Annotated in this window: 29 protein-coding genes and 1 tRNA gene; 19 read left to right on the top strand and 11 right to left on the bottom strand. The window is 68.8% G+C overall.

The window, feature by feature from the left end; all coding sequences use genetic code 11:
• The first annotated feature begins 6 nt into the window (after positions 1 to 6).
• The 7 genes from sufD to def are packed head-to-tail and all read left to right on the top strand — an operon-like array spanning position 7 to position 5,278.
• Positions 7 to 1,224: a Fe-S cluster assembly protein SufD gene (sufD, locus tag BLV05_RS23880; protein WP_046772501.1), complete on the top strand. Its 1,218-nt coding sequence runs from the start codon at positions 7 to 9 to the stop codon at positions 1,222 to 1,224.
• Positions 1,225 to 1,253: 29 nt separating this feature from the next.
• Positions 1,254 to 2,012, top strand: coding sequence for a Fe-S cluster assembly ATPase SufC (sufC, locus tag BLV05_RS23875; protein ID WP_046772500.1), 759 nt, complete (start codon positions 1,254 to 1,256; stop codon positions 2,010 to 2,012).
• Between the two features lie 35 nt (positions 2,013 to 2,047).
• Positions 2,048 to 3,313, top strand: a complete 1,266-nt coding sequence (locus BLV05_RS23870; protein WP_046772499.1) for a cysteine desulfurase — start codon at positions 2,048 to 2,050, stop codon at positions 3,311 to 3,313.
• The gene (gene sufU, locus BLV05_RS23865; protein ID WP_046772498.1) at positions 3,310 to 3,771 is read left to right on the top strand and encodes a Fe-S cluster assembly sulfur transfer protein SufU; all 462 of its coding nucleotides are present in this window, start codon (positions 3,310 to 3,312) and stop codon (positions 3,769 to 3,771) included. Before BLV05_RS23870 ends, sufU begins: the two co-directional genes overlap by 4 nt.
• Complete coding sequence (locus tag BLV05_RS23860) at positions 3,768 to 4,085, top strand: metal-sulfur cluster assembly factor (RefSeq protein ID WP_046772497.1); 318 nt, start codon at positions 3,768 to 3,770, stop codon at positions 4,083 to 4,085. The genes sufU and BLV05_RS23860 overlap by 4 nt, the downstream gene beginning before the upstream one ends.
• The gene (locus tag BLV05_RS23855; RefSeq protein ID WP_046772496.1) at positions 4,082 to 4,729 is read left to right on the top strand and encodes an HAD family hydrolase; all 648 of its coding nucleotides are present in this window, start codon (positions 4,082 to 4,084) and stop codon (positions 4,727 to 4,729) included. Before BLV05_RS23860 ends, BLV05_RS23855 begins: the two co-directional genes overlap by 4 nt.
• Positions 4,730 to 4,732: 3 nt before the next feature.
• On the top strand, positions 4,733 to 5,278 hold the full coding sequence (gene def / locus BLV05_RS23850; protein WP_046772495.1) for a peptide deformylase: 546 nt from the start codon (positions 4,733 to 4,735) through the stop codon (positions 5,276 to 5,278).
• A gap of 101 nt (positions 5,279 to 5,379) precedes the next feature.
• Here the strand turns inward: def and BLV05_RS36665 are convergent, their stop codons facing one another.
• Together BLV05_RS36665 and BLV05_RS36660 are read right to left on the bottom strand one after the other, a co-directional pair.
• Positions 5,380 to 5,799: an SRPBCC family protein gene (locus BLV05_RS36665; RefSeq protein WP_046772494.1), complete on the bottom strand. Its 420-nt coding sequence runs from the start codon at positions 5,797 to 5,799 to the stop codon at positions 5,380 to 5,382.
• Positions 5,799 to 6,032, bottom strand: a complete 234-nt coding sequence (locus tag BLV05_RS36660; protein WP_160312834.1) for an ArsR/SmtB family transcription factor — start codon at positions 6,030 to 6,032, stop codon at positions 5,799 to 5,801. Before BLV05_RS36660 ends, BLV05_RS36665 begins: the two co-directional genes overlap by 1 nt.
• Positions 6,033 to 6,112: 80 nt before the next feature.
• On the opposite strand from BLV05_RS36660, the gene BLV05_RS23840 reads away from it, so the two are divergent.
• The 5 genes from BLV05_RS23840 to BLV05_RS23820 are packed head-to-tail and all read left to right on the top strand — an operon-like array spanning position 6,113 to position 9,815.
• On the top strand, positions 6,113 to 6,481 hold the full coding sequence (locus BLV05_RS23840; protein WP_046772493.1) for a GntR family transcriptional regulator: 369 nt from the start codon (positions 6,113 to 6,115) through the stop codon (positions 6,479 to 6,481).
• Positions 6,478 to 7,356, top strand: a complete 879-nt coding sequence (locus BLV05_RS23835) for an ATP-binding cassette domain-containing protein (RefSeq protein ID WP_046772492.1) — start codon at positions 6,478 to 6,480, stop codon at positions 7,354 to 7,356. Before BLV05_RS23840 ends, BLV05_RS23835 begins: the two co-directional genes overlap by 4 nt.
• A complete protein-coding gene (locus BLV05_RS23830; protein ID WP_046772491.1) occupies positions 7,353 to 8,090 on the top strand; it encodes a hypothetical protein in 738 nt (245 codons plus the stop codon). The genes BLV05_RS23835 and BLV05_RS23830 overlap by 4 nt, the downstream gene beginning before the upstream one ends.
• A gap of 42 nt (positions 8,091 to 8,132) precedes the next feature.
• Positions 8,133 to 9,053: an ABC transporter ATP-binding protein gene (locus BLV05_RS23825; RefSeq protein ID WP_046772490.1), complete on the top strand. Its 921-nt coding sequence runs from the start codon at positions 8,133 to 8,135 to the stop codon at positions 9,051 to 9,053.
• Positions 9,054 to 9,083: 30 nt separating this feature from the next.
• Positions 9,084 to 9,815 carry an ABC transporter permease gene (locus tag BLV05_RS23820; protein ID WP_046772489.1) on the top strand — a complete coding sequence of 244 codons (732 nt, stop codon included), beginning with the start codon at positions 9,084 to 9,086 and terminating at the stop codon, positions 9,813 to 9,815.
• Positions 9,816 to 9,819: 4 nt separating this feature from the next.
• Here BLV05_RS23820 and yczR read toward each other — a convergent pair whose 3' ends face one another.
• Positions 9,820 to 11,247, bottom strand: a complete 1,428-nt coding sequence (gene yczR, locus BLV05_RS23815; protein WP_046772488.1) for a MocR-like transcription factor YczR — start codon at positions 11,245 to 11,247, stop codon at positions 9,820 to 9,822.
• 102 nt (positions 11,248 to 11,349) lie between these two features.
• Here yczR and BLV05_RS38250 point away from each other — a divergent pair, with 102 nt between their 5' ends.
• Positions 11,350 to 11,484, top strand: a complete 135-nt coding sequence (locus BLV05_RS38250; RefSeq protein ID WP_267884922.1) for a hypothetical protein — start codon at positions 11,350 to 11,352, stop codon at positions 11,482 to 11,484.
• 160 nt (positions 11,485 to 11,644) lie between these two features.
• Positions 11,645 to 11,721: transfer RNA gene (locus tag BLV05_RS23810), tRNA-Pro, on the top strand.
• Between the two features lie 24 nt (positions 11,722 to 11,745).
• On the opposite strand, the gene BLV05_RS23805 is transcribed toward BLV05_RS23810, so the two are convergent.
• The 8 genes from BLV05_RS23805 to BLV05_RS23770 all read right to left on the bottom strand — a co-directional run bounded on the left by BLV05_RS23805 (position 11,746) and on the right by BLV05_RS23770 (position 17,636).
• A complete protein-coding gene (locus BLV05_RS23805; protein ID WP_082155799.1) occupies positions 11,746 to 12,987 on the bottom strand; it encodes a tyrosine-type recombinase/integrase in 1,242 nt (413 codons plus the stop codon).
• On the bottom strand, positions 12,984 to 13,184 hold the full coding sequence (locus tag BLV05_RS23800) for a helix-turn-helix domain-containing protein (RefSeq protein WP_046772486.1): 201 nt from the start codon (positions 13,182 to 13,184) through the stop codon (positions 12,984 to 12,986). Before BLV05_RS23800 ends, BLV05_RS23805 begins: the two co-directional genes overlap by 4 nt.
• Before the next feature lie 27 nt (positions 13,185 to 13,211).
• Positions 13,212 to 14,636 carry a replication initiator gene (locus tag BLV05_RS23795; protein WP_083421370.1) on the bottom strand — a complete coding sequence of 475 codons (1,425 nt, stop codon included), beginning with the start codon at positions 14,634 to 14,636 and terminating at the stop codon, positions 13,212 to 13,214.
• Positions 14,633 to 14,956 carry a hypothetical protein gene (locus tag BLV05_RS23790; protein WP_052762591.1) on the bottom strand — a complete coding sequence of 108 codons (324 nt, stop codon included), beginning with the start codon at positions 14,954 to 14,956 and terminating at the stop codon, positions 14,633 to 14,635. The genes BLV05_RS23795 and BLV05_RS23790 overlap by 4 nt, the downstream gene beginning before the upstream one ends.
• A 15-nt stretch (positions 14,957 to 14,971) precedes the next feature.
• Positions 14,972 to 15,109 (bottom strand): hypothetical protein, encoded by a 138-nt coding sequence (locus BLV05_RS35985; RefSeq protein WP_157524291.1) that lies wholly within the window; start codon positions 15,107 to 15,109, stop codon positions 14,972 to 14,974.
• Entirely contained in the window at positions 15,103 to 16,110 is a 1,008-nt protein-coding gene (locus tag BLV05_RS23785) for a hypothetical protein (RefSeq protein ID WP_157524289.1), read from the bottom strand. Before BLV05_RS23785 ends, BLV05_RS35985 begins: the two co-directional genes overlap by 7 nt.
• Positions 16,111 to 16,704: 594 nt before the next feature.
• Entirely contained in the window at positions 16,705 to 17,229 is a 525-nt protein-coding gene (locus BLV05_RS23775; protein WP_083421368.1) for a hypothetical protein, read from the bottom strand.
• 2 nt (positions 17,230 to 17,231) lie between these two features.
• Positions 17,232 to 17,636 carry a hypothetical protein gene (locus BLV05_RS23770; RefSeq protein WP_157524287.1) on the bottom strand — a complete coding sequence of 135 codons (405 nt, stop codon included), beginning with the start codon at positions 17,634 to 17,636 and terminating at the stop codon, positions 17,232 to 17,234.
• Between the two features lie 179 nt (positions 17,637 to 17,815).
• Here BLV05_RS23770 and BLV05_RS23765 point away from each other — a divergent pair, with 179 nt between their 5' ends.
• The 5 genes from BLV05_RS23765 (at position 17,816) to BLV05_RS23750 (ending at position 22,214) form a co-directional block, all read left to right on the top strand.
• Complete coding sequence (locus BLV05_RS23765) at positions 17,816 to 18,145, top strand: GntR family transcriptional regulator (protein WP_046769586.1); 330 nt, start codon at positions 17,816 to 17,818, stop codon at positions 18,143 to 18,145.
• A 126-nt stretch (positions 18,146 to 18,271) separates the two neighbouring features.
• Complete coding sequence (locus tag BLV05_RS23760; protein WP_046769572.1) at positions 18,272 to 19,486, top strand: helix-turn-helix domain-containing protein; 1,215 nt, start codon at positions 18,272 to 18,274, stop codon at positions 19,484 to 19,486.
• Positions 19,483 to 20,052 carry a flavoprotein gene (locus tag BLV05_RS23755; RefSeq protein ID WP_046769571.1) on the top strand — a complete coding sequence of 190 codons (570 nt, stop codon included), beginning with the start codon at positions 19,483 to 19,485 and terminating at the stop codon, positions 20,050 to 20,052. Before BLV05_RS23760 ends, BLV05_RS23755 begins: the two co-directional genes overlap by 4 nt.
• Positions 20,053 to 20,423: 371 nt before the next feature.
• Positions 20,424 to 21,629, top strand: coding sequence for a hypothetical protein (locus BLV05_RS35980; protein ID WP_152690810.1), 1,206 nt, complete (start codon positions 20,424 to 20,426; stop codon positions 21,627 to 21,629).
• A 9-nt stretch (positions 21,630 to 21,638) separates the two neighbouring features.
• Entirely contained in the window at positions 21,639 to 22,214 is a 576-nt protein-coding gene (locus tag BLV05_RS23750) for a hypothetical protein (RefSeq protein WP_152690809.1), read from the top strand.
• Positions 22,215 to 22,558: the final 344 nt, after the last annotated feature.

Raw genomic sequence — 22,558 nt, 5'->3', positions numbered from 1 at the left:
GAGCAGATGAGCACGGACACCGCTCAGGCCCAGCACGGCCTCACCGAGCACTCGCACGGCGCGGGCGCGCCCGACCACGGCGGCAGCGCCTTCGACACCGTCGCGTCGTTCGACGTCGACGCGCACGTGGTGCCGCGCGGGCGCGAAGAGGAGTGGCGCTTCACGCCCATGGCGCGGCTGCGCGGCCTGCACGACGACGCCCCGCTCGACGGCCACGACTACGAGGTCAGCGTCGACGCCGACCCCCAGGTGGTCGTCGAGACGGTCGAGGCGACGGACCCGCGGCGCGGCTCGTCCGGCTACGTGCCGAACGACCGCGCGAGCGCCCGCGCCTGGGCCGAGGCCGACAAGGTGCTGGCCATCACCGTCCCGGCAGACGTCGTCGCCGAGAAGCCGACGATCGTCCGCCTGCGCGGCCTGAGTGCGGAGAAGGCGGCCGCCGGCCACGTCGTCATCACGGCCGAGCGGTTCAGCCAGTCCGTCGTCGTCCTCGAATATGAGGCTTCGGCTGCATTTGTTGAGAACGTCGAGATCGTCACCCACGACGGCGCCCGGCTCACCGTGGTCAGCCTGCAGGACTGGGCCGACGACTCCGTCCACCTGTCGCACCACCACGTCAGCGTGGGCCGCGACGCCGTCGTCAAGCACGCCGTCGTCAGCTTCGGCGGCGATCTCGTGCGTACGTCGGTCACCCTCGACTACGCGGCCCCCGGCGGCGACGCCGAACTGCTCGGCCTGTACTTCGCCGACAGCGGCCAGCACCTCGAGAAGCGCCTGTTCGTCGACCACAACCAGCCCAACTGCCGCAGCAACGTGCTCTACAAGGGCGCGCTGCAGGGCAAGAAGGCGCACACGGTGTGGATCGGCAACGTGCTCATCCGGCCCGCGGCCGAGGGCATCAGCACCTACGAGCTCAACCGCAACCTGGTGCTCACCGACGGCGCCCGCGCCGACTCCGTCCCGAACCTCGAGATCGAGACCGGCGAGATCGTGGGCGCCGGACACGCCAGCGCCACCGGCCGGTTCGACGACGAGCAGCTGTTCTACCTGATGGCCCGGGGCATCCCGGCCGACGAGGCCCGCCGGCTGGTCGTGCGCGGCTTCTTCACCGAGCTGATCAACAAGATCGGCGTACCGGAGATCGCCGAGCGGCTGAGCGCCACCGTCGAGCGCGAACTGGCGCTGGGCGAGGGCCTGCCGGCCGCCACGTCGACGACGCACTGACCACCGAGAACACCCGAGAGGCATCGAGAATGAGCACCCTGGAGATCCGCGACCTGCACGTCTCGGTCGAGACCGAGGCCGGCCCCAAGGAGATCCTGCGCGGCGTCGACCTCACCGTCCGCAGCGGCGAGACGCACGCCATCATGGGCCCGAACGGCTCCGGCAAGTCGACCCTGGCGTACTCCCTGGCCGGGCACCCGAAGTACACCGTCACCAGCGGCGAGGTGCTGCTCGACGGCGAGGACGTGCTGGCCATGACGGTCGACGCGCGGGCTCGCGCGGGCCTGTTCCTGGCCATGCAGTACCCGGTCGAGGTGCCGGGCGTGTCGGTGTCGAACTTCCTGCGCACCGCCAAGACCGCCGTCGACGGCGAGGCGCCGAAGCTGCGCACCTGGGTGAAGGACGTCAAGCAGGCCATGGACCAGCTGGCCATCTCCGACGACTTCGCCGAGCGCGACCTCAACACCGGCTTCTCCGGCGGTGAGAAGAAGCGGCACGAGATCCTGCAGCTGGAGCTGTTGAAGCCGACCTTCGCCGTGCTCGACGAGACCGACTCCGGCCTCGACATCGACGCGCTGCGGGTCGTGTCCGACGGCGTCAACCGCTTCTCGGCGTCGGGCGACAAGGGCGTCCTGCTGATCACGCACTACACGCGCATCCTGCGCTACATCAAGCCCGACTTCGTGCACGTCTTCGTCGCCGGCCGCATCGCCGAGGAGGGCGGCTCGGAGCTGGCGGAGAAGCTGGAGGAGAAGGGCTACGTCGACTACGTCGGCACCCCGGCCTGACCCCCGCTCGACCGCGCGACCACAGAGGAGCCATCGTGAGCGCACCGCACAGCCCGCTGGACGTGGATCGGGTCCGCAAGGACTTCCCGATCCTCGAACGGCGGCTCGCCGGTGACCACCCGCTGGTCTACCTCGACTCCGCGAACACCTCGCAGAAGCCGACGGCCGTCCTCGACGCCCTCGCCGAGCACTACACGCAGCACAACGCCAACGTGGCGCGTGCGGTGCACCAGCTCGGCGAGGAGTCGACGGCGGCCTACGAGGGCGCCCGCGACAAGCTGGCCGCGCTGATCAAGGCGCCCAGCCGCGACGAGATCATCTTCACCAAGAACGCCTCCGAGGCGCTCAATCTGGTCGCGCACACGCTGGCCAGCGGCCTGGCCGACGACCCCCGGTACCGCCTGGGGCCCGGCGACGAGATCGTCGTCACCGAGATGGAGCACCACTCCAACATCGTGCCGTGGCAGCTGGCCGCCAAGCGGACGGGCGCGGCGTTCCGCTGGTTCGGGCTCACCGACGACGGCCGGCTGGACCTCTCGACCATCGGCGAGCTGATCAACGAGCGGACGAAGATCGTCTCGCTGGTGCACCAGTCGAACAGCCTGGGCACCGTCAACGACGTCGCCACCGTCGTCGCCCGCGCCCGCGAGGTCGGCGCGCTGGTGCTGCTGGACGGCTCGCAGTCGGTGCCGCACCAGCCCATCGACGTCAACGAGCTGGGCGTCGACCTGCTCGCGTTCACCGGCCACAAGATGGTCGGCCCGACCGGCATCGGCGTGCTGTGGGGCCGCCGCGACGTGCTCGACGCGCTGCCGCCGTTCCTCGGCGGCGGCGAGATGATCGAGACCGTCGAGATGACCGACTCGACGTTCGCCGGCATCCCGCACAAGTTCGAGGCCGGCACGCCGCCGATCGCGCAGGCCATCGGCCTGGGCGCGGCGGTCGACTACCTCACCGGCATCGGCCTCGACCGCATCCACGAGCACGAGCAGGCGCTGACGGCGTACGCGCTGGAGCAGCTCAACGCCATCGACGACGTCCGCATCATCGGCCCGAACTCGACGCAGAGCCGCGGCGGAACCGTCTCGTTCGTCGTCGACGGCGTCCACCCGCACGACGTCGGCCAGCTCCTCGACGAACAGGGCGTCGCGGTGCGCGTCGGGCACCACTGCGCCCGGCCGGTCTGCGTCCGGTACGGAATACCCGCGACCACCCGGGCGTCGTTCTACCTGTACACGACGTTCGACGAGATCGACGCGCTCGCCGGCGGTCTCCAGCAGGTGAAGAGGTTCTTCGGGTGAGCGACAGCCTGTACCAGGAGATCATCCTGGACCACTACAAGCACCCGCACGGGCGCGGGCTGCGCGAGCCGTTCGGCGGCGAGGCGCACCACGTCAACCCCACGTGCGGCGACGAGATCACCGTCCGGGTCGCGCTCGACGGCGAGAAGATCACCGACGTCTCGTACGACGGCCAGGGCTGCTCGATCAGCCAGGCGTCGGCGAGCGTCCTGCACGAGCTGCTCACCGGCTCCACCGTCGACGACGCGTTCGCGACCGAGCGGGTGTTCACCGAGCTCATGCAGGGCCGCGGCCGCGTCGAGCCGGACGAGGACGTGCTCGGCGACGGCATCGCCTTCGCCGGCGTCGCCAAGTACCCCGCCCGGGTCAAGTGCGCGCTGCTGAGCTGGATGGCGTTCAAGGACGCGACCGCCCGCGCCCTCTCCGGTGCCGGGCCTATCGAGGAGGAGACCCGATGACCACCACCGTCGACCTCGAGGACCTCAGGGAGGCCCTCCGCGACGTCGTCGACCCCGAGCTGGGCATCAACGTCGTCGACCTCGGCCTGATCTACGGCGTCACCGTCGACGAGCAGAACGTCGCCACCGTCGACATGACGCTCACCAGCGCCGCCTGCCCGCTCACCGACCTCATCGAGGAGCAGGCCAACGCGGCCACCGACGGGCTGGTCGCGGAGCTGCGCATCAACTGGGTGTGGATGCCGCCGTGGGGCCCGGACAAGATCACCGACGAGGGGCGGGAGCAGCTGCGCGCGCTCGGTTTCAACGTATGAGCGCACCGCAGACCGTCGTCTTCGACCTCGGGGGAGTGCTGGTCGACTGGGACCCGCGCTACCTCTACCGCACGCTGCTGCCGTCCGACGCCGACGTGGAGCGGTTCCTGTCCGACGTCGCGACGCCGTCGTGGAACGCCGAGCAGGACGCCGGGCGCACCTGGGCCGACGCCGTCGCCACCCTCTCGGCGGAGCACCCCGAGCACGCCGAGCTGATCGAGGCGTACGACACCCGCTGGATCGAGACCATCGGCGGGCCCATCGACGACAGCGTCGAGCTGCTGCGCGAGCTGCGCGACGGCGGCGAGGTCGGCCTCTACGCGCTGACCAACTGGTCGGCGGAGAAGTTCCCGCTGGCCGTCGAGCGGTTCGAGTGGCTGTCCTGGTTCGAGGGCATCGTGGTGTCCGGCACGGAGCGTCTGGTCAAGCCCGACCATCGGATCTTCCGGTTGCTGCTGGACCGCTACGCCCTCGACGCGTCGTCGACCGTCTACATCGACGACAGCGCGCGCAACGTCGACGCCGCCGCCGAGCTGGGCATGACCAGCCTGCACTTCACCGGCCCGGACCGGCTGCGCGACGAGCTGTCGCAGCTGGGCCTGGTGCCGGCTGATCCGTCACCTGATCGTCCGTCCGAGGAGTAAGAGATGGCCGTCCGACCGATCCGGCTGTTCGGCGACCCGGTGCTGCGCACCAAGGCCGAACCAGTGGTCGACTTCGACCGTGAGCTGCAGCAGCTCGTCACCGACCTCGTCGACACCATGCAGGCCGCGCCCGGCGCCGGCCTGGCCGCTCCGCAGATCGGCGTCTCGCTCCGCGTCTTCACCTACGACATCGACGACGTCGTCGGTCACCTGATCAACCCGTCGCTGGAGCTGTCCGAGGAGGAGCAGTTCGGCCCCGAGGGCTGTCTCTCGCTGCCCGGCCTCGAGTACGACTGCCGCCGCGCCCTGCGCGTCGTCGCGCACGGCTTCGACATGTACGGCGAGCCGGTCGCCATCGAGGGGTCGGAGCGGCTGGCCCGGGCCATCCAGCACGAGACCGATCACCTCGACGGCATCCTCTTCATCGACAAGCTCGACCGCGAGTCCCGCAAGGCGGCGATGAAGGTCATCCGCGAGGCCGACTGGGCTGGCGAGCGGGCCCCGGTCATCAAGGAGTCCCCGCACGCCACCTTCGGCAGCGCCATCTGACCCCAGCCTCTCCACGTTGATCTTGGAGTAGCTGCGGAGTTCCGGCCCGAAATGTCCGATGAATACCGCGGTTACTCCAAGATCAACATCGCCTGGGGCGGTCAGGCGGAGAAGTCGTAGGCGATCAGCCGGGCGAGGCAGTCGTGCCAGCCCTGCGCGTGGTTGGCGCTGTCGCCGGCGTCGGTGAACCGCTCGTGGGTGACGACGACGTCCGTGCCGCCGTCGGCGCGGGCCAGGAACTCCACCGTCACCAGCGTCTCCAGGTCCTCGCCGTCCCACTGCCACGTGTGGACGAGCCGGCCGGGCGGCTCGACGGCGGCGAACTCGCCGCTGACGGCCATGCCGGCAGAGGCTGACGCGATGCGGAAACGGCCGCCGACGCGCAGGTCGACGCTGCACTCCGTCGCGAACGAGGCCGGCCAGTACCAGCGGGCCAATTCGGCGGGGTCGGTCCAGGCCTGCCACACGCGCTCGCGGCCGGCCGGCACGTGCCGCTTGAGCTGCAGCGTCAGGGGCGTCATCACGGGTTCTCCTTCAGATAGTCCGTCAGGGCGTCGAGCCGCTCGTCCCAGTAGGCGCCGTACTCCGCGAGCCAGGCGGCGGCGTCGCGCATCGGCGCGGCCGTCAGCGCGCAGTACCGCTGCCGGCCCTGCTTCGACGTCGTCACCAGGCCGGCCCGCTGGAGCCCCCCGGGGGTCTTCGTCAGCGCCGGGAGGCCGGCCCGCAGGGGAGTGGCCGGCTGGTGAAGTGACAAGACTACTGCTTGCGTTCGTTGGTTCTGCGGTGTTACGGTTCATTAGTCAAGTAAAGAACCTAAGAACCGAGGGGGTGCGCATGTTCGACGACCGGAGCCCGATCTACCACCAGATCGCGGAAGCCATCAAGAACGACATCCTCAGCGGAGAGTTGGGAGCTGACGAGCAGGTGATGTCCACCAACCAGTACGCCGCGTACTACCGCATCAACCCGGCGACCGCCGCCAAGGGGTTCCAGCAGCTGGTGGACGAGGGCGTCCTCTACAAGCGGCGGGGCATCGGCATGTTCGTCAGCCCCGACGCCCGCGACGCGCTGCTGGCCCAGCGTCGCGAGCGGTTCTTCGCCGCGGTCGTCGAGCCGATGGTCGCCGAGGCCCGGGTCATCGGCATCCCGCTCGACGACGTCGTCGCCCGCATCCAGTCGCTGAAGGGTCGTGAGTCGGCATGACGTTCGGCATCGACATCCAGAACCTGACCGTCCGCTACCCGGGCGTCACGGCGATCGACGACCTCACGCTGAAGCTCGAGGGCGGCAAGATCTACGGGCTGCTCGGCCGCAACGGGTCGGGCAAGACCACGCTGCTGTCGCTGATCGCGGCGTACCGCCGGGTCGCCGAGGGGACCATCCTCGTCGACGGCGAGAGCCCGTTCGAGAACGAGCGGCTCACCCAGGACATCTGCCTGATCCGCGAGAGCGGCGACATCGTCATCGACGGCGACAGCGTCAAGGGGATCCTGCGCCGCTCGCGCCGGTTCCGCCCGAACTGGGACGACGAGCTCGCCCAGCGGCTGCTCGACCTGTTCCAGGTGCCGGCGAACCGCGGCGTCGCCAAGCTGTCGCGCGGCCAGAAGTCGGCCCTCGGCATCACCGTCGGGCTGGCCTCACGCGCGCCGCTGACCATGCTCGACGAGTCCTACCTCGGCATGGACGCACCGTCGCGGTACGCGTTCTACGACGTCCTGCTCGAGGACTACATGGAGAACCCGCGCACGATCATCCTGTCGACGCACCTCATCGAGGAGGTCGCGCGGCTGTTCGAGCAGGTCGTCATCATCGACGGCGGCCGGTTGGTCGCCCACGACGACACCGAGTCGCTGCGTCTGCGCGGCGCCGCCGTCGTCGGCCCGGCCACGGCCGTCGACGACTTCACCACCGGCATGACGATCCTCGGCGAGCAGCGCCTCGGCGGCACGAAGTCCGTCACCGTCTACGGCGACATCGACCCCGACGCGCGCGCCGTCGCCGCGGACTGGGGCCTGGAGCTGTCGCCGGTCGCCCTGCAGGACCTGTTCGTCCACCTCACGAAGGGAAACCAGGCATGAGCGCCGCCGCCCTCACGTACCGCCGTGCGCGGGCATCGTTCCTGGACCTCTCGACCGGCTTCTCGCTGAGCATCGCGTGGTTCGTCGCGACCGTCGCGGTGATCTTCCTGGTCATCGGCGTGATCGTCAGCTTCGCCACCGGCGGCACCAGCGAGAGCATCTGGGAGAACTCCCAGTACGCGACGCGGTACTTCCCGCTCTCGATGGGCATCATGATCACCGCGGCCTACCTGCCGGTGGCCATCGCCTCCGGCGTGACGCGGCGCAGCTTCGGCTGGGCCGGCGCGGGCGTCGTCCTCGCGCTGTCCGGGCTCATGGCGCTGCTCGAGGCCGTCGGCTACCTCATCGAGTACGGCCTGTACCGGCTGGTCGACCAGGTGCCGGAGTTCACGACACCGCACCTGTTCGACCAGGGCTACCAGTTCTGGATCATCCTCCCCGAGGTGTGGATCATCGTCGCCGCCAACGTGGCCGCCGGCTGGCTGATCGGCTCGGCGTACTACAAGTGGGGCTGGCTCGGCCCGACGCTGGCCCTCCCGCTGCTGCTGCTCCCGCTGCTCGCCGTCGAGGCGATCATGGCCGTCGGCTGGGCCGGCAGCGCCCTCGACGCCCTGAACATCGAGCCGCTGCCCACCGCCGCCGGCGTGCCGGCCGCGCTCGCCGTCGTCGCCCTCACCCTCGCGGGCATGCAGCGGTTCGTCCGCACCATCGACCTCCGGCCGCAGAAGTCCTGACCTCTCACCCCTCGCCCCTGAGCTCCGGAAGGACGGCACACCATGCCGATCATCGAAGTGACCCATCTGCACAAGGTCTACGGCTCCACCGTCGCCGTCGACGACGTCTCGTTCGCGGTCGAGGAGGGCGAGATCTTCGGGATCCTCGGCCCCAACGGCGCCGGCAAGACCACCACCGTCGAGTGCATCGAAGGACTGCGGCGGCCCGACGGCGGCAGCGTCAGCGTGCTGGGCATGGATCCGGTCCGCGACCGTGCCGACGTGCGTCAGGTGCTCGGCGCGCAGCTCCAGGAGAGCGAGCTGCCCGAGAACATCACCGCCGCCGAGGCGCTCGACCTCTACGCGTCGTTCTACCCGTCGCCGGCCGACCCGGCCGAGCTGCTCGCCGACCTCGGCCTCACCGACAAGGCCGGCACGCGGTTCGAGAAGCTGTCCGGCGGGCAGAAGCAGCGGCTGTCGATCGCCCTGGCGCTCGTGGGCAACCCGCGCATCGCCGTGCTCGACGAGCTCACCACCGGCCTGGACCCGCAGGCGCGGCGCGACACCTGGCAGCTGATCGAGCAGGTGCGGGCGCGCGGCGTCACGATCATCCTCGTCACGCACTTCATGGACGAGGCCGAGCGGCTGTGCGACCGGCTCGCGCTGATCGACGGCGGCCGGGTCGCGGCCATCGACAGCCCGGCCGGGCTGGTCGCGCGGGTCTCGTCGGAGCAGACGCTGCGGTTCCGCCCGTCGTCGCCGCTGGACGAGACCGTCCTCACCGCGCTGCCCGACGTCACCGGCGTCCGCCGCGACGGCGCCCACTACGTCGTCAGCGGCACCGGCAACCTGCCCTACACCGTCATCACCACGCTGGCCGCGCACGACGTCGTCGCCGCCGAGCTGCGCATGGACCAGGCCAGTCTCGAGGACGCGTTCGTCGCGATGACCGGCCGCTCGTTCCAGCCCGAGCCCGTCGGCTGACGCCGTCCCGCGACCAGAGAGGAGACTTCCATGTCCACCCTGACCAAGATCACCACGGTCGAGTCCAAGCTGTTCCTCCGCGACACGACGTCCGCCATCATGACGTTCGCGCTGCCGATCGGCCTGATGGTCGTGTTCGGCTCGATCGGGCTAGGGGAGGACGACCCCGAGGTCGGCATCACCGAGGCGTTCCTGCCGGTCATGGCGCTGGCGCTATCGGCGGCGCTGCTCGGCCTCAGCGTCCTGCCGACGGTGCTCGCGACCTACCGCGAGAAGGGGATCCTGCGCCGGATGTCCGTGACGCCGGTCCACCCCGGGAACGTCCTGGCCGCGCAGCTGCTGGTCAACCTGGCGGCGCTGCTGGCGGCGGCGGTCATGGTCGTGCTGCTCGGGGCGCTCGCCTTCGACCTGGGCACCCCGTCGAACGTCGGCGGCTTCCTCGTCGCGTTCGTGCTGACGGCGACGGCGCTGTTCGCCGTCGGCCTGCTGGTCGCGGCGCTGGCGCCGACCGGCAAGGCGGCGACGTCGATCGGCATGCTGCTGTTCTTCCCGAGCATGTTCTTCGCCGGCGTCTGGACGCCGGGCGACCTGATGCCGTCCTGGGCGCGGCCGGTCCGCGACGTGTCGCCGCTGGGTGCGGGCATGGAGGCGCTGCAGGACGCGTGGAACGGCGCCTGGCCCGACGGGACGAACCTGATCGCGCTGGCGGTCATGACGGTGGTCGCCGGCGGCATCGCCGCGCGGGTGTTCCGCTGGGAGTGAGTGCTCAGACGACCTCGGCCAGGTGCGGTGTGCGTCCGGCCGGGAGCGCAGGCAGCGAGCGCGCGGTGTCCTCCAGCAGGTGGACGCCGCGCGTGAGCTCGTCCACGCGGCCGGTGAACGGGAGACGGACGAACCGCTCGAACGCCCCGTCGATACCGAACTTCGGGCCGGCGATGATGCTGACGCCCCTGGTCAGGCCGAACAGCGCGAGTGCGGAGCTGATCGGCGCGCCGAGACCCACCCACAGCGACGCGCCGCCGTCCGGCACCGGCACGTCCCAGTGCGGCAGCCGCTCGTTCAGCTCCCGCACCAGCACGTCGCGGTGGTGCCGCAGCTGCGCCGTCCGCCGCTGCACCAGCGCGTCGTAGTCGTCGAAGACCTCGGCCGCGACCAACTGCTCCAACTCAGGCGTCCCGAGGTCGCCGGCCGCCCGCGCCGCGTGCAGCGCGCCGATGACGTCGTCGTCGGCCCTGATCCAGCCGATGCGCAGGCCGCCCCACACGCTCTTGCCGAGAGAGCCGATGGTGACGGTGCGGTGGCCGTCCGCCCGCGCGGCGAACGGCACGTCCGTCCAGCCGCGGTCGATGTCCAGGTCGGCCGTCGTCTCGTCGATGACCAGGACGGTGCCCGCGCGGCGCGCGTCGCGGATGACGTCGTCCCTTTCCCGCGGGGGCATCGACGCGCCGGTCGGGTTCTGGAAGTCGGGGATGAGGTAGGCCAGCGCCGGCCGGGCCCGTTCGAACGCGTCGCGCAACCGTTCCCCGTCCCACCCGCCGGCGGTGACCGGCACGGTGACCAGCCGCCCGCCGTTCATCCGGAACGCGTCCAGCGCGTGCGGGTACGTCGGCGACTCGACCAGCACCCGGTCGGCCCGCCGCACCAACGTCCGCCCGAGCAGCGCGATCGCGTGCTGCGCCCCCAGCGTGATCATCACCTGGCCGGGGTGCGTCGGCAGCCCGCGCCTGGAGTAGTGGTCGGCGATCCGCTCGCGCAGCGGGAGGCTGCCGATGAGGTCGAAGCCGCTCTTGCTCAGCACCTGCGAGAGGTCCGCGGTGGCCCGCTGGATCACCGTCTCCAGCCCGCCGATCGCCGCCGGCGCCGCCCTCGAGAAGTCGACGACGGCCGGCTGAGGTAGCGGGCCGGGCCGCTCGTGCGCGTGCGGCAACGCGGCGACGCTGCCGGAGCCGCGCTGGCTGACCAGGTGGCCGGTGTCCTTCAGCTCCCGATACGCCGACACGATGGTCGTCCGGCTGCGTTCGAGCTCGTCCGCCAGCTCCCGCTCGGCCGGCAGCCGCGTCCGCGTCGGTATCCGCCCGTCGATGATCAGCAGCCGGATGCGGTCGGCCAGCGCGTGATAGGCGCTCTGCCCGTCGGTCTCCCACTCGCCGAGCAGCGTCCGCAGGTCCTTCGGTCCGAGTCTCGCGCCGTTCATCAGTCCAGTCTTTCACAATTGGCATCTTGTTGAGAAGAGTGGACTGGTGTTTGGTGGGAGGTGTTGGAATATTGGTCTTGTTGGTTGGGCGGTGGGTTGATCATGGGTGTCGTGGTGGTCGTGGCGGTGTTGGTCCTGGCGGCGGTCTTGGCGGCCGAGATCTGGGCGGTGCAGCACGGGGACGTGCGGGCCCAGCTCTACCGCTCCGACTACGACAGCCGCCGGCCTCGTCCCTGAGCGATTTGGCCGCGGGTCTGGTCGGCCCTTCTCGTGCTGAAGGGGTGACTTGAGCGCCAACTGTTGGCGCTCAAGTCACCCCTTCGGCCGGTGTCCGGAGCGGTGCCGCGGAGGCGGTACACTGTTCATCGCTCCGCCGCGCTCGTGGATGGGGCAGCCACGGGCTGTGGCGCAGCTTGGTAGCGCACCTGACTGGGGGTCAGGGGGTCGCAGGTTCAAATCCTGTCAGCCCGACCAATCCATCACCCTCGTTGACACAGGTCAGCGGGGGTTTTCGCTTGTCGCATCACCTCCTCTGATGATCTTCAGCTGAGGCCGCGACGGACCAGATCCGGACCACCAGGACGAGAACGACTCGCCGGCGGCCTTTAACGCGGCCAAGTCGGGGTGAAGGTAGCGCGACGTCACGTCGGGGGACTGGTGCCCGGCGACCTTCTGCAGAACGTCGAGCGAGACGCCGGCGTCAGCCATCCACGTCAACGCTGTATGCCGCAGACCATGACGGACCAACGTCGGGTGACCAAGGCGCGTCACCAGCTCGTCCCAACGAGTTGCATCGCGCAGTGTCGCCGTCGTGATCACGCCCCCGCGCGGACCACGCAGCAACCGATCATCAGGCTTCCGACCCGCCATCAGACGCTCCAGCGTCGGCACCAACGGCTCGATGATCGGCACCGCTCGACGACGACGGCCCTTCGTACGCTTGCGAACCAGCCCACCCTCGCCTGGGTAGAGCTGCCACTCGACTTTGATGACCCCGTTCGACAAGTCGACGTAGCGTGCTTCCAGACCGGACGCCTCACTGATCCGCATCGCCGTCGTGGCCAGGATCGTCACCATGTCGCCCCAGCACTGATGCCGGCCTGCCTTGGCTACTTCCGCCACCAGTTCGTCAAGCGCGGCGACATCGGGCAGCGCGAAGTCACGCGGGTTCGGCGCTTCCTCCTCATCGTCGCCGGTGCGACGGCCGACAGCAGTACGGCGAGCGCGATCGTCGGCCGGGTTGCGATCGATCAACTCGTCACGCTTGGCCTCGTTGAGCACCAGGACCAGGGAAGCGATGGTGTTCTTGATGGTCGAGCCGCCGATGCCCTTGTCCTCCCAGTCATCGATCACGCGGTCGATCAGCCCGGCCGTGATCATGTTCACCGGCAGATGCCCGAGGGTCGGGATCACGCGCAGCCGCAGACCCGCCGAGTACACGCCTAACGTCGAGGTCTTGTCGATCTGTCGAGCCCACCGAGCACCGATGGTCGCGACGTACTCAGCCAGCGTCTGACCAGGATCCAGGCCCGTCGACGCAGCCCGTGTCATCCGGTCGACCCAGGCGTTGGCCGCATCGATTGTCGGATGAGCCCGTTTGACGCCATCACGGCGACTCGTTACCGGATCTGTCCAGCGAACCCGTGCCCAGAAGGAGACACCGCCGCGCTTCAACTGGACCTCCTCGATGTCGACAGTTAGTTCCACGCCGACGGGCGGCCGTTTCTCGACCTTGCTCATGACGCCAGCCGGCCTCTCAGGCTCTCGGCGATCCAGGCTTCCAGCTCGTTTGCCGGGTAGCGGTGGATGCTGCCCTTCTTGAGGTAGGGCGGGCCGACACCGTCGAGACGCCAGCGGCGGACGGTGGACGGGTCCACGCGAAGTCGTGCGGCCGTTTCCTCGGTAGTCAACAGCCGGCCAAGGTTCTGTCTGGTCATGGTCGTTCTCCCTGCACTTCGGTCCGATCAGCTGGCGACGCCGTCGGCGCGGCGGATGCGGGCGAGGTTGGCTGAGCGGGTGGCGTTGGCGGCGGCTGCGGTGTCGAGGTAGCCGCGTCCGGCGTAGTGCCAGTCGCCGACGACGATGAGCGTGGTGGTGTCGTCGGCCGCCTCCTGGTCGAGGTCGAGGACGTCTCGTACGTCGGCGTCGGCGGGGAGTTGGGCGCGCTTCTGTCGCCAGTGCCGGCGGGCGGAGCGGAGTGCGCCGAAGGTCACGCTGTAGGCGCGGCTCTTGGTGATGGGGTGGCCGCGGTAGCCGAGGGTGGCGTAGCGGTCCCTGAGCCGGGCGTAGTCCTCGTCGACGGGAACCAACTGCTGTGCCGCCTTGATGAGCCGGACGGCGTGCGGGGTCGCGCCGCGTTTGGCCGCGTGACCGGCGCTGTAGAGCTTACCGGCGACGGGCAGCCCGAAGTCCTCGGTCGACTTCGTCAAGTACTTCGCGAGGTAGGCGGCGACCTGGTGCGGATGTGCTGGCCCGTCGGAGTTGTCGCGCCCGGCGCCGGGGGTGATGGTGCGCAGGTCGAGCTGCTTCCCCCACCGCAGCCGTAGCGTCTGCCCGCCGATGATCGGCACGTCCTTGTGCGCCTGGGCGGCGGCGTGCCGTACCGCGTCCTCGAGGTCCGTCACCGAGAGGCCCAGCTGCGGCGGCGTGGCCGGGCCGTCGGGGCCGTCGAGGCGGATGACGACGTGGAAGTGCACGACGCCACGGGCCTGGAACTCGGTCACCTTCGTGTAGGAGACCTTGACCGCCTTCGTGAACGCCTTCATCGACAGGCCGACAGCGCGGGCGAGGCGGCGGCGCAGCGCCATGGTGAAGTAGCGCCACAGCTGCGGCGCCCACCACTGCCACGCGGCGTGCGCGGTGTAGTCGTAGCACTCGAAGCACAGCGGCTGCCCTACCTGCGGGTCATCGGCGTCATGCCGCCGCACACATGACAGCGGCCGGCTGTGCGGGCAGCGCGGTCTGTCCCGCCTGGCCCGGCACGGCGCGGTGCGGCCGTTGGTGGGCCGGGTGTGGCGGTGCACGGCCCCGAACGACGGCGCGGTGAAGGTGGCGAACGTCGCCGGATGCTCGGCCACCGTCTCCGGGACGGTCTTGCCGCCGGCCAGCCCGCAGGACAGCAGCTGCCACGCGTCGCCCTTGTACTCCCGCGAGCAGGACGGGCAGACGGCGGCGCGGCGGTTGCCGCAGCGCACGTAGGTGTGCCCATCCGGTTCGTCGTTCGAGGAGTAGCTGCGCACGACCTCACCCGTCGCGGCATGGATGGTGGTCGAGGAGCCGGTGAGCCTGATCGGGTTGACGCAGCCGCGGGCCTGCTGTGCGGCGCGGGAGTGCGACAGCGACGCCAGCTGGAACAGCAGCTCCGTATGTCCGAGCTCGCGCGTGCTCATGCGACCGCTCCCGTGTCGTCGTCGCCCTTGTCGGTGTCGGTGACGACGGTGAACCCGTGACGCGGCGGTGCCGGCGGCGCGGCCGGGTAGTCGCGGGCCATGGCGCGGATGTCGTCGTCGGTGACCCACGTGAACCGGATCCGGACCGGGGTGGGGTCGCCGTCGACGAGCACGTAACCCGTGCCGGGCAGAGCCTCGGGAATCGACTCAGCGCGTGCGCCACGTTCCCAGGCGTCCTTGCCCAGCACCATCTCGACCTCGGACGCGGTGTCCAACCTGAGCGCGACCTTGGTGGGGAACAGGTTGCGGGCATCGACCACGGACTTGCGGGGATCCTAGACGAACGCGAGCACCGAGACGCCGGCGGCGCGACCCTGAGATAGGACGACCTTGAGGGCCTTGTTGAACTGGTGCTTGAGCTTGGTGTCGTCCTGGTACTCCGTCAGGTAGGCCAGCTCGTCGATGATCAGCACGACGAACGGCTCATCGGGCGTGGGGGTGTGTTTGCGGCTGTGGCCCCGCAGCTGCTTCGAGCGTGCCCGGACCAGGTCGGCGGCCTCGACGACCAGCTGGACCATGTCGCCGGGCTCGTCGTCGGCGGTGAACCGGGAGAACAGCGCCCGGCCCATGGCCAGCTCGATGCCACCCTTCGGGTCGGCACCCACAGCTCGACGACACCGGACGGGACGGCAGGCGCGAGGGCACGCACGGTCGACCACAGCGCGGAGCCCTTCCCGGACCCGGTCGCGCCGGCCGTCAGCACGTGGCTGTAGAGCAGCCGCAGCCGATACGGGCTGGCGTCCTCGGTGAACCCGACCGGTAGCGCCTCGAACTCCACGTCCGTTGCGTCCAGCGTCATCGCCGGGATCGGGTCGGTGAGCATGTCGCCGGTACTGAACAGCAACGTCACCGTGCCGGGCTGGTCGGACCGGACCCGGACCTGCGTGGCGCCGAACGCGTGCGCCAGAGCGTCGGCGCGGTCGGCATAGTCGGCGGGCGACTGGCCGGCGAACAGGCGCACCACCACGGCATCGGCTGCGGGGTGGCCGATCACCCGCACCAGCTCGGGCGCGACCAGGCGGCCGAATGGACCAGCCACGGCGAGGCCGCACCCGGCGGCGACGGTGGGCCAGTGCTTGCGGTAGATGCGCCGGTACCGCCACCGTCCCCGCACCAGCGCGGCGACCCGCTCCGCAGACTCGGGGTGCGCGAGCCGCCACACCACCCAACCGACCGGCGGGAGTACGAACAGCAGGACCAGGCCACCGCCGCCGAGCACCGAGTAGGCGAGCAACAGGACGCAGCCGGCGGCGAACACCAGGGGGAGCTTGCGCAGCAGCATCAGCGGCGTCAGCGTCACCCAGCCCAATCCGCGCAGCAGCCGCCGGATCAGCGAGTCGTGATCGAACAGGTTCTGCACGAACGTCGCGAGGATCTTGACGTTCTTCGCGGTCAGCACGGGTCGGGGCGTCATCGAATCAGTCCTTGGGAAGCTGTCAGGGCCGCGTGCCGCAAGTGGGCGGCGGCATGGCAGAGGTCGCAGACGGTGTCACCGGTGCCCGGGTGGAACCACGCCTGAACGGCGGCCACCGAGCGGCCACAACCAGAGCACCTCACGAGTGCGGACATCAGGTCGTCGCCTTACCGGGTCGACGCCGGGTCGCGATCTTGCGCTTGGCCGGCGGCGCAGCAGGGGGGCAGGCGTCACAGACGGTGTCGGGCCGGGCCGAGTCGGTTCGGCCGCATGACGGACACGGGAACGAGTACGCGGCTTCGCCGGTGCGGAATGGCAGCACGCCGAACAAGACCGGCTGCCCGTTCACGAGCGATCACCACAACGAGTCACCGAGGCGTCGCGGACCATGTCGGACCGTTCGGCGCTGACCTCGTCGGCGCCAACCATGAGGACGGCCACGGTCAGCAGCTGCGCGAGGATGACGCCAAGGGCAGCGAGTGGGCGTCGCCAGGTCGTAGGGTTGGACACACCGATCCCCTCCATTCGGGGGTGTTGATTGGGGCCACCGGGGATGGGCGGTTTCCTAGGCCTTGACCCGTCCCCGGTGGGGTCTCATCGCGAGACGGCGCGAACCTCGCCGTTCGTCGCGTCGTTCACTGCGGCCAGCCGCACGATCAGCGCGTCATCGCTGGCCGCCGGATACATCGAGGCGGGGAGTTGGGCGTGCACGATCGCGAGCCAGTCCGCGAGCACGGCGGCGCCGCGCTGGTCGAACGACACGTCCAGCGGTGACCACCCCAAGCGACCGCCGAGGGTGGCGACCAGGCGGATCAGCCTCTTCTCACCGCCGGACATGACGCCGAACGCTCGGACGGGCGGTGCGGGCTGCGGACCCTGCGCGTGCCACTCCCAGAACGCCGCGTCCTCTGCCGGTGCCGGATGCCGGCGCTCGTACTCCACCCACGCGGCACCGTCGCCGTCGCTGTCGTTGACGGCCTGGGTGAGCACGTCGAGCCAGTCCTCACGCCGGTCGACCGGGCCGGCGATCCGTTCGACCAGCTGGCGAACCCACGGATGCCGGGCGGCGAGCCAGTCAGCGGCGAGGTAGGCGTCGGTGGGGATCTCGATGACGGTCATGGTCAGGCCGCCTTGTCGCCGCTGCCGGAGGTGGTCTTGCCGGCGTCCTTGCGCGGCGGCGTGTGCGACGCGATCCCGCCGGCCCGCCACGCCTCGACCAGCTGGCCGGCCTTCGTCGCCCGCGGCGACGCCATCAGGTCGCCGAACTCGATCGGGGAGTAGTCCGCGATCTCCGGCTTCGACGGTGCCGGCACCGTCACCAGTGCGCGAGCCGTCAGTTCCCTGTCGAAGGACATCGTCCGGTAGTTGACCTCGACCGCCCACAAGGGCATCCGTGTTTCCTCGTCGAGCGCCTGGCGCTCGGACTGCCGACGCCCGTCCGGGGTGTCCTCCCACTCGTGCACCGAGTTGACCACGCCGGTCGCCGTCATCATCTGCCGATTGCTGTCCACTGCATAGGTCGCCATGACCTCTCCTTTCGTAGCCGGGGACTCTCCCCGATCCCGCACTCGGAGGCGTGCGGGACGTCTTCAGAGTGCACTATGTCGACATAGTGCGTCAAGATGGCTTGTAGGTTATGGCCTTAAGGTGTTCAGACCGGCTGCACATAGTGCGGCAACAGGTCCGGATGACACGGAGGATGTCGATGTCGAGCGCACCCGCGTTCCGGCAACTCGCGGATGAGCTGCGCGCGCGGATTGCCTCGGGGGAGCTGTCGCCTGGAAGCCAGCTGCCGTCGATGACCCAGCTGCGCGCGCAGCATGGCGTGTCCAGCACCGTCGTGCGGGACGCGCTCAACGAGTTGCGCGGAGATGGGCTGATCGTCGGCCGCCAGGGCAAGGGCGTGTTCGTCGCCGACGACGTGAGCGCTGCGGCTCGTCGACCCGGCGACACCCAGGCCCGGCTTGATCGCCTTGAGGACGCCGTGCGGACCCTGACTGAACGGGTCGACGACCTCACGGCCGGCCGCGAGTGACCATGGGCAGGCGTGCTTCGTTCGCTGGTGGGGGCTGTCACACCACCAGCAGAACCCGCCCCGCAAGTGGACGCCCGGACAAACTGTCCGGGTACATGACTGACCTGCTGACCTATCGTTGACACCATGCGTGGAGCAGGGGACACCCTCAGCATCGGAGAACGCATCGCGTTCTACCGAGTGCGGCGCGGCCTGACCCAATCCGTGCTCGCGAACCTCGTGGGCCGCTCCGAGGATTGGCTCAGCAAGATCGAGCGCGGTGAGCGCGAGATCCGGCGACTCGACATCCTGGCCGAGCTGGCGCGTGCCCTGCGCGTCACCCTGGCCGACCTTATCGGCCAACCGGTCCTCGTCGAGGATGATCGTGAAAGCGACGACGTGCCTGCCATCCGCGATGCGCTGATGAGCCCACGCCGGCTCTCACAGTTGCTGTTCAACCAGACCGCCATCGCGCAGATCGACGTCACGCACACCGAGCGGCTGACGGTGACCGCTTGGGACGACTACCAGAACGGCGGCCTCGGCCGCACCGTCGCCGTCCTGCCTCAGCTGCTGGCGTCGGCTCAGGCGCTCGAAGCGGAGGGGACGCGGGCCGGTTGGCGGGTGTCTGCCAGAGTGCACCACCTGGCGGCCACGACGCTGAGCAAGATTGGTGAGGTCGACCTCGCCTGGATCGCGGCCGAGCGAGCGATGAGCGCAGCGGGCCAGTCCGAGGACCCGCTCGCCCTCGCCTCTGCCGCGCGCGCCGGTACTCACGCGCTCCTGTCGGTCGGTCGCTACGACGACGCCCTTCAAGTCGGAGACGCTGCCCGCAGCTGGCTGATGAGCACGGTCCGGGCCGGCGAGCCCGAAGCGCTCAGTCTGCTCGGCATGCTCGACTTACGCATGGCTGTGGCTGCTGCCCGACGGCAGGACCGCGCGACAACAACGGACCTCCTCGACCGAGCAACCGAGGCAGCGGCGCGGCTTGGCCACGACGCGAACCACTGGCAGACCGCGTTTGGTCCGACCAACGTCCACGTGCATCGCGTTTCGACAGCCTTGGACCTCGGTGACGTCGCCTACGTGGCCGAGCACGGCCCGCGGATCGACCCGAGCCCGCTTCCCATCGAGCGGCAGGTCTGTCATCGCATCGACGTGGCCCGTGCCTACAGCCACCTTGCCCAGGACGAGGAAGCCGTCGACGCCTTGCTGATGGCCGAGCAGCAGGCACCGCAGTTCGTTCGCCACAACCCGGCCGTCCGCGAGACCGTGCGCGCCATCTACCGACGATCGCCCGTCACCATGGGCGGCCGTCAGTCCGTCGTCATTCAGCTCGCTGAACGCTGCCGAGCCGTATGACCGGCCCCGTCCTCGGACTCATCGCCTGCGCTGCCGGCGGCATCGAAGACCTCCGGACCGAGCTGATCGAACCCATGCAGCGCGACGGCTGGACCGTCGCCGTCACCGTCACACCGACAGCGGCAACCTGGCTACGAGCATCGGGGGAGTTCGACAGGATCGAGGACACCACGGGCCAGCCTGTGCGCGATCGAGGCCGCTTGCCTAGCGAGGCGAGTCCGCATCCGCAGGTGGACTGCTATGCGGTTGTTCCTGCGACTGCGAACACTGTGGCCAAGCTCGCCCTCGGCATAGCCGATAACCACGCGCTCACGGGCGTGAGCGAGGCGATAGGCAACAGGGCACCGCCGATCGTCGTCTTCCCTCGAATCAACGCCGCGCACGCGGCGCACCCAGCGTGGCACGGATACATGAACACACTGGGCAGCGTCGGAGTCCGCCTTGTGGTAGGCGATGACGTCTGGCCACTGCATGCGCCGCGCAGCATGCCGGGGCGCCAGCTGCCATGGAGCAAGATACGGAACGCCATAGACGAGGAGACTCGAAGAGTGCGGGATTCCTGGTAAGTCCTTAGCCCAGCACGTTGGGGGCCGTCGCGCGTCGCGCCCTCACGCTCGCCGGTACTCCATTCGCACAAGGACCGGGTGGCGAACCGGGACTCCCACACAACATGTGCCTCACACGATCCATTGTGCCAATTTGTCGTGCATAGCCCACTGACAGCGCAACACCGTCGACGACGGCCGGGCACGCTGGGGCCAGCCGCATCGACGCTGAGCATTGCCACGTTCCTGCATGCCAGCGCGCTCCGGCATGTGACGCACGTCACATTCGCTTCTGCCTGCCTTCCGCTAGTATCAGGGCTAGCTAATAAGGCGACATACGCCTACATGGCGGATTGTCGCTATCTATTCGTGCGGGGCGAGGGGGCAATCTTATGAAAGCCATCGTTGCAGGTGCGCTTGTGATCATGCTAGCAGGCATTCTGCCCGCATCTCCAACCGAAGCCAGTGCGGACGCAGAGAGTACCGCGACACCGAATTCGTTGAAAGTGCGACTAGTTCGAGATGGGGTGCCGGTCGCTGGCGACGTAGTGGTTGACGTCTGGCCGACTCCCGAGGTCGAGAGCACTCTGCAGGACGGAGACGCGATCCCCACCCGGACCGTCGGCGTGCAGGCGACGGGATCGGACGGCGTGGTCGAAATCGTTCTGGATCCTGCCATTGCAGATTCGGACCAGGAACTAGACCTTGAAATTAATGTTGCTGACCACACATCGCAGGCCAGTTGGTTCCTCACTCTCAAGAACCATGGTGGCACAAGGTGGCTTCCGGCCAACTACATGCCGGGCCAGGAAAAGATTATCCTAATCCAGACGGTTGTGACCTTCGATCTGGCCACCGGTCTTGTGACAGATCCGTCCATGCCGCGAGATCAAATGGTCGACCTTGATGGAACGGAGTTGTCGGATTCAGCTGCACGTGCAGCCACCACGACCCAGACGCAACCCCGAAATTCGGGATTTGAACGGCGTATCGCCGCCGCGCGCGGCCTTGAGCCGAGGTGCCCTTACTATGTCGTTGCCAACCTCAACGGCTTAGCTGAGCGATTCGCAGTGTTGCAGGCTTGGTCCGGCGCCCCAGGGACGATCAACCAGGGTGTGGGAGTAGATCATACACTTGGCGTCGCGTTTCAGCCGACCAGCGGACAAGGTGCCTCATTTGGTGGATCTATCAAGATTTCGCACAATGCGTCAAGTTCAGTGGGTGGCTTTACCGCAGGAGGCTCAGCAATTCACAACAGGGTCAACTATAAAAAGTATAACGACTGGTGCAATTTGCGCTATGTGTACAAGCCAATTAGCATGCACTCCCTTCTGACGCACTGGATCGGAGTCGCCCGCAAGGCACACAATCCCCCTGGAGGCTGCACGCCATACACCAGTGGAACCCACCGGAAAGGCAGCGCCAAGAACGTTACGTTCACCGGAGGAATTGACGTCGGCCCCATCAGTGTTTCTGCTCAGTCGGGCTGGAATGTCGAAACAAACATGGCCTTTGTCGTGCGGCAACCGACCAATATCTGCGGCAACACCAGTTCAGGTTGGGTCAGCTCGCCACTGATCGACGTGCGCTCGCGGTAAACTAATTCCATGATGCCAGCCAAGAGCCTAGGGGTCTCGTTCATCGTTTACATTCTCCTGGCCGGATGCACCGGGGATGCTGGTCGGCGTGCGGACGAAACTCCGGACTCCGGCCAGCATCCAATGCTTGCCTCGGGAGACGACATGGGAGCGACATCCACGTTTTCTGATGTGGCCGAAGGAACGCCCTTCACCTACACGACGCTACCAGTGTGCGTCGATGGCGAGGGCACGATAGAGGTTACGACGGTGGCGCCCATTGACGATCAGAACATCACCATTAAGAGGTTCGCGGTAGTGGAATCTGCCGATGGGATCCTCGGCGCGGACTACGCGCCAATGGAGGAACTGGGTATAGATCCGGAAGTCACCGTCGTCACCCGACCATGCGATGAAGACAAGGGGCCCGCTCTGGTCGCGGTGGAGCTGGTCAGGACCGGCGCGACGACAGGGTGGTCGGATGGCTTCGAAGTCCACTACGAGGCTGGCGACAGTGAAGCCACAACGACCGTTCACGTCAAGGTTGTGCTGTGCGCGCCCGGTGACGAAATGACGCAGGATTGCTCAATCGCGCCAACACCGTAAGTACGCCGGACCACGGCGCCGCCTACCGCAACGGCGGCGCGGCAGGGGACCTATCGGAACGGGTCCGAACGAGCCACCGGGCCGACCCTCGCCAACCACCATCCCATCGCGACTCAACCACGAGCTGGTGCCGGTTCCACGGCCAGTTCCGGCCACAGGATGTGCCATGTCTCGTCACCGAACCCCCGGTCCGGTGACGCTGGGGTGGCGACTTGGCCCGTCGACGCGCGACCTTGGGTTGCTTTGTGTCGTGCGTGAGAACTTTCTGTACTCCGTCAAGGGCGGCGCGCAAGCGCGCCGCCGCGCACCCGGCCACGCGCCGGGCATGCGGCCTAGCGGCCGTT

It is taken from the genome of Jiangella alkaliphila, from assembly GCF_900105925.1.
GTDB lineage: Bacteria > Actinomycetota > Actinomycetes > Jiangellales > Jiangellaceae > Jiangella > Jiangella alkaliphila.
The sequence above is the reverse complement of the archived record's forward strand: the minus strand, read 5'-3'. Positions and strand labels throughout refer to the sequence as shown.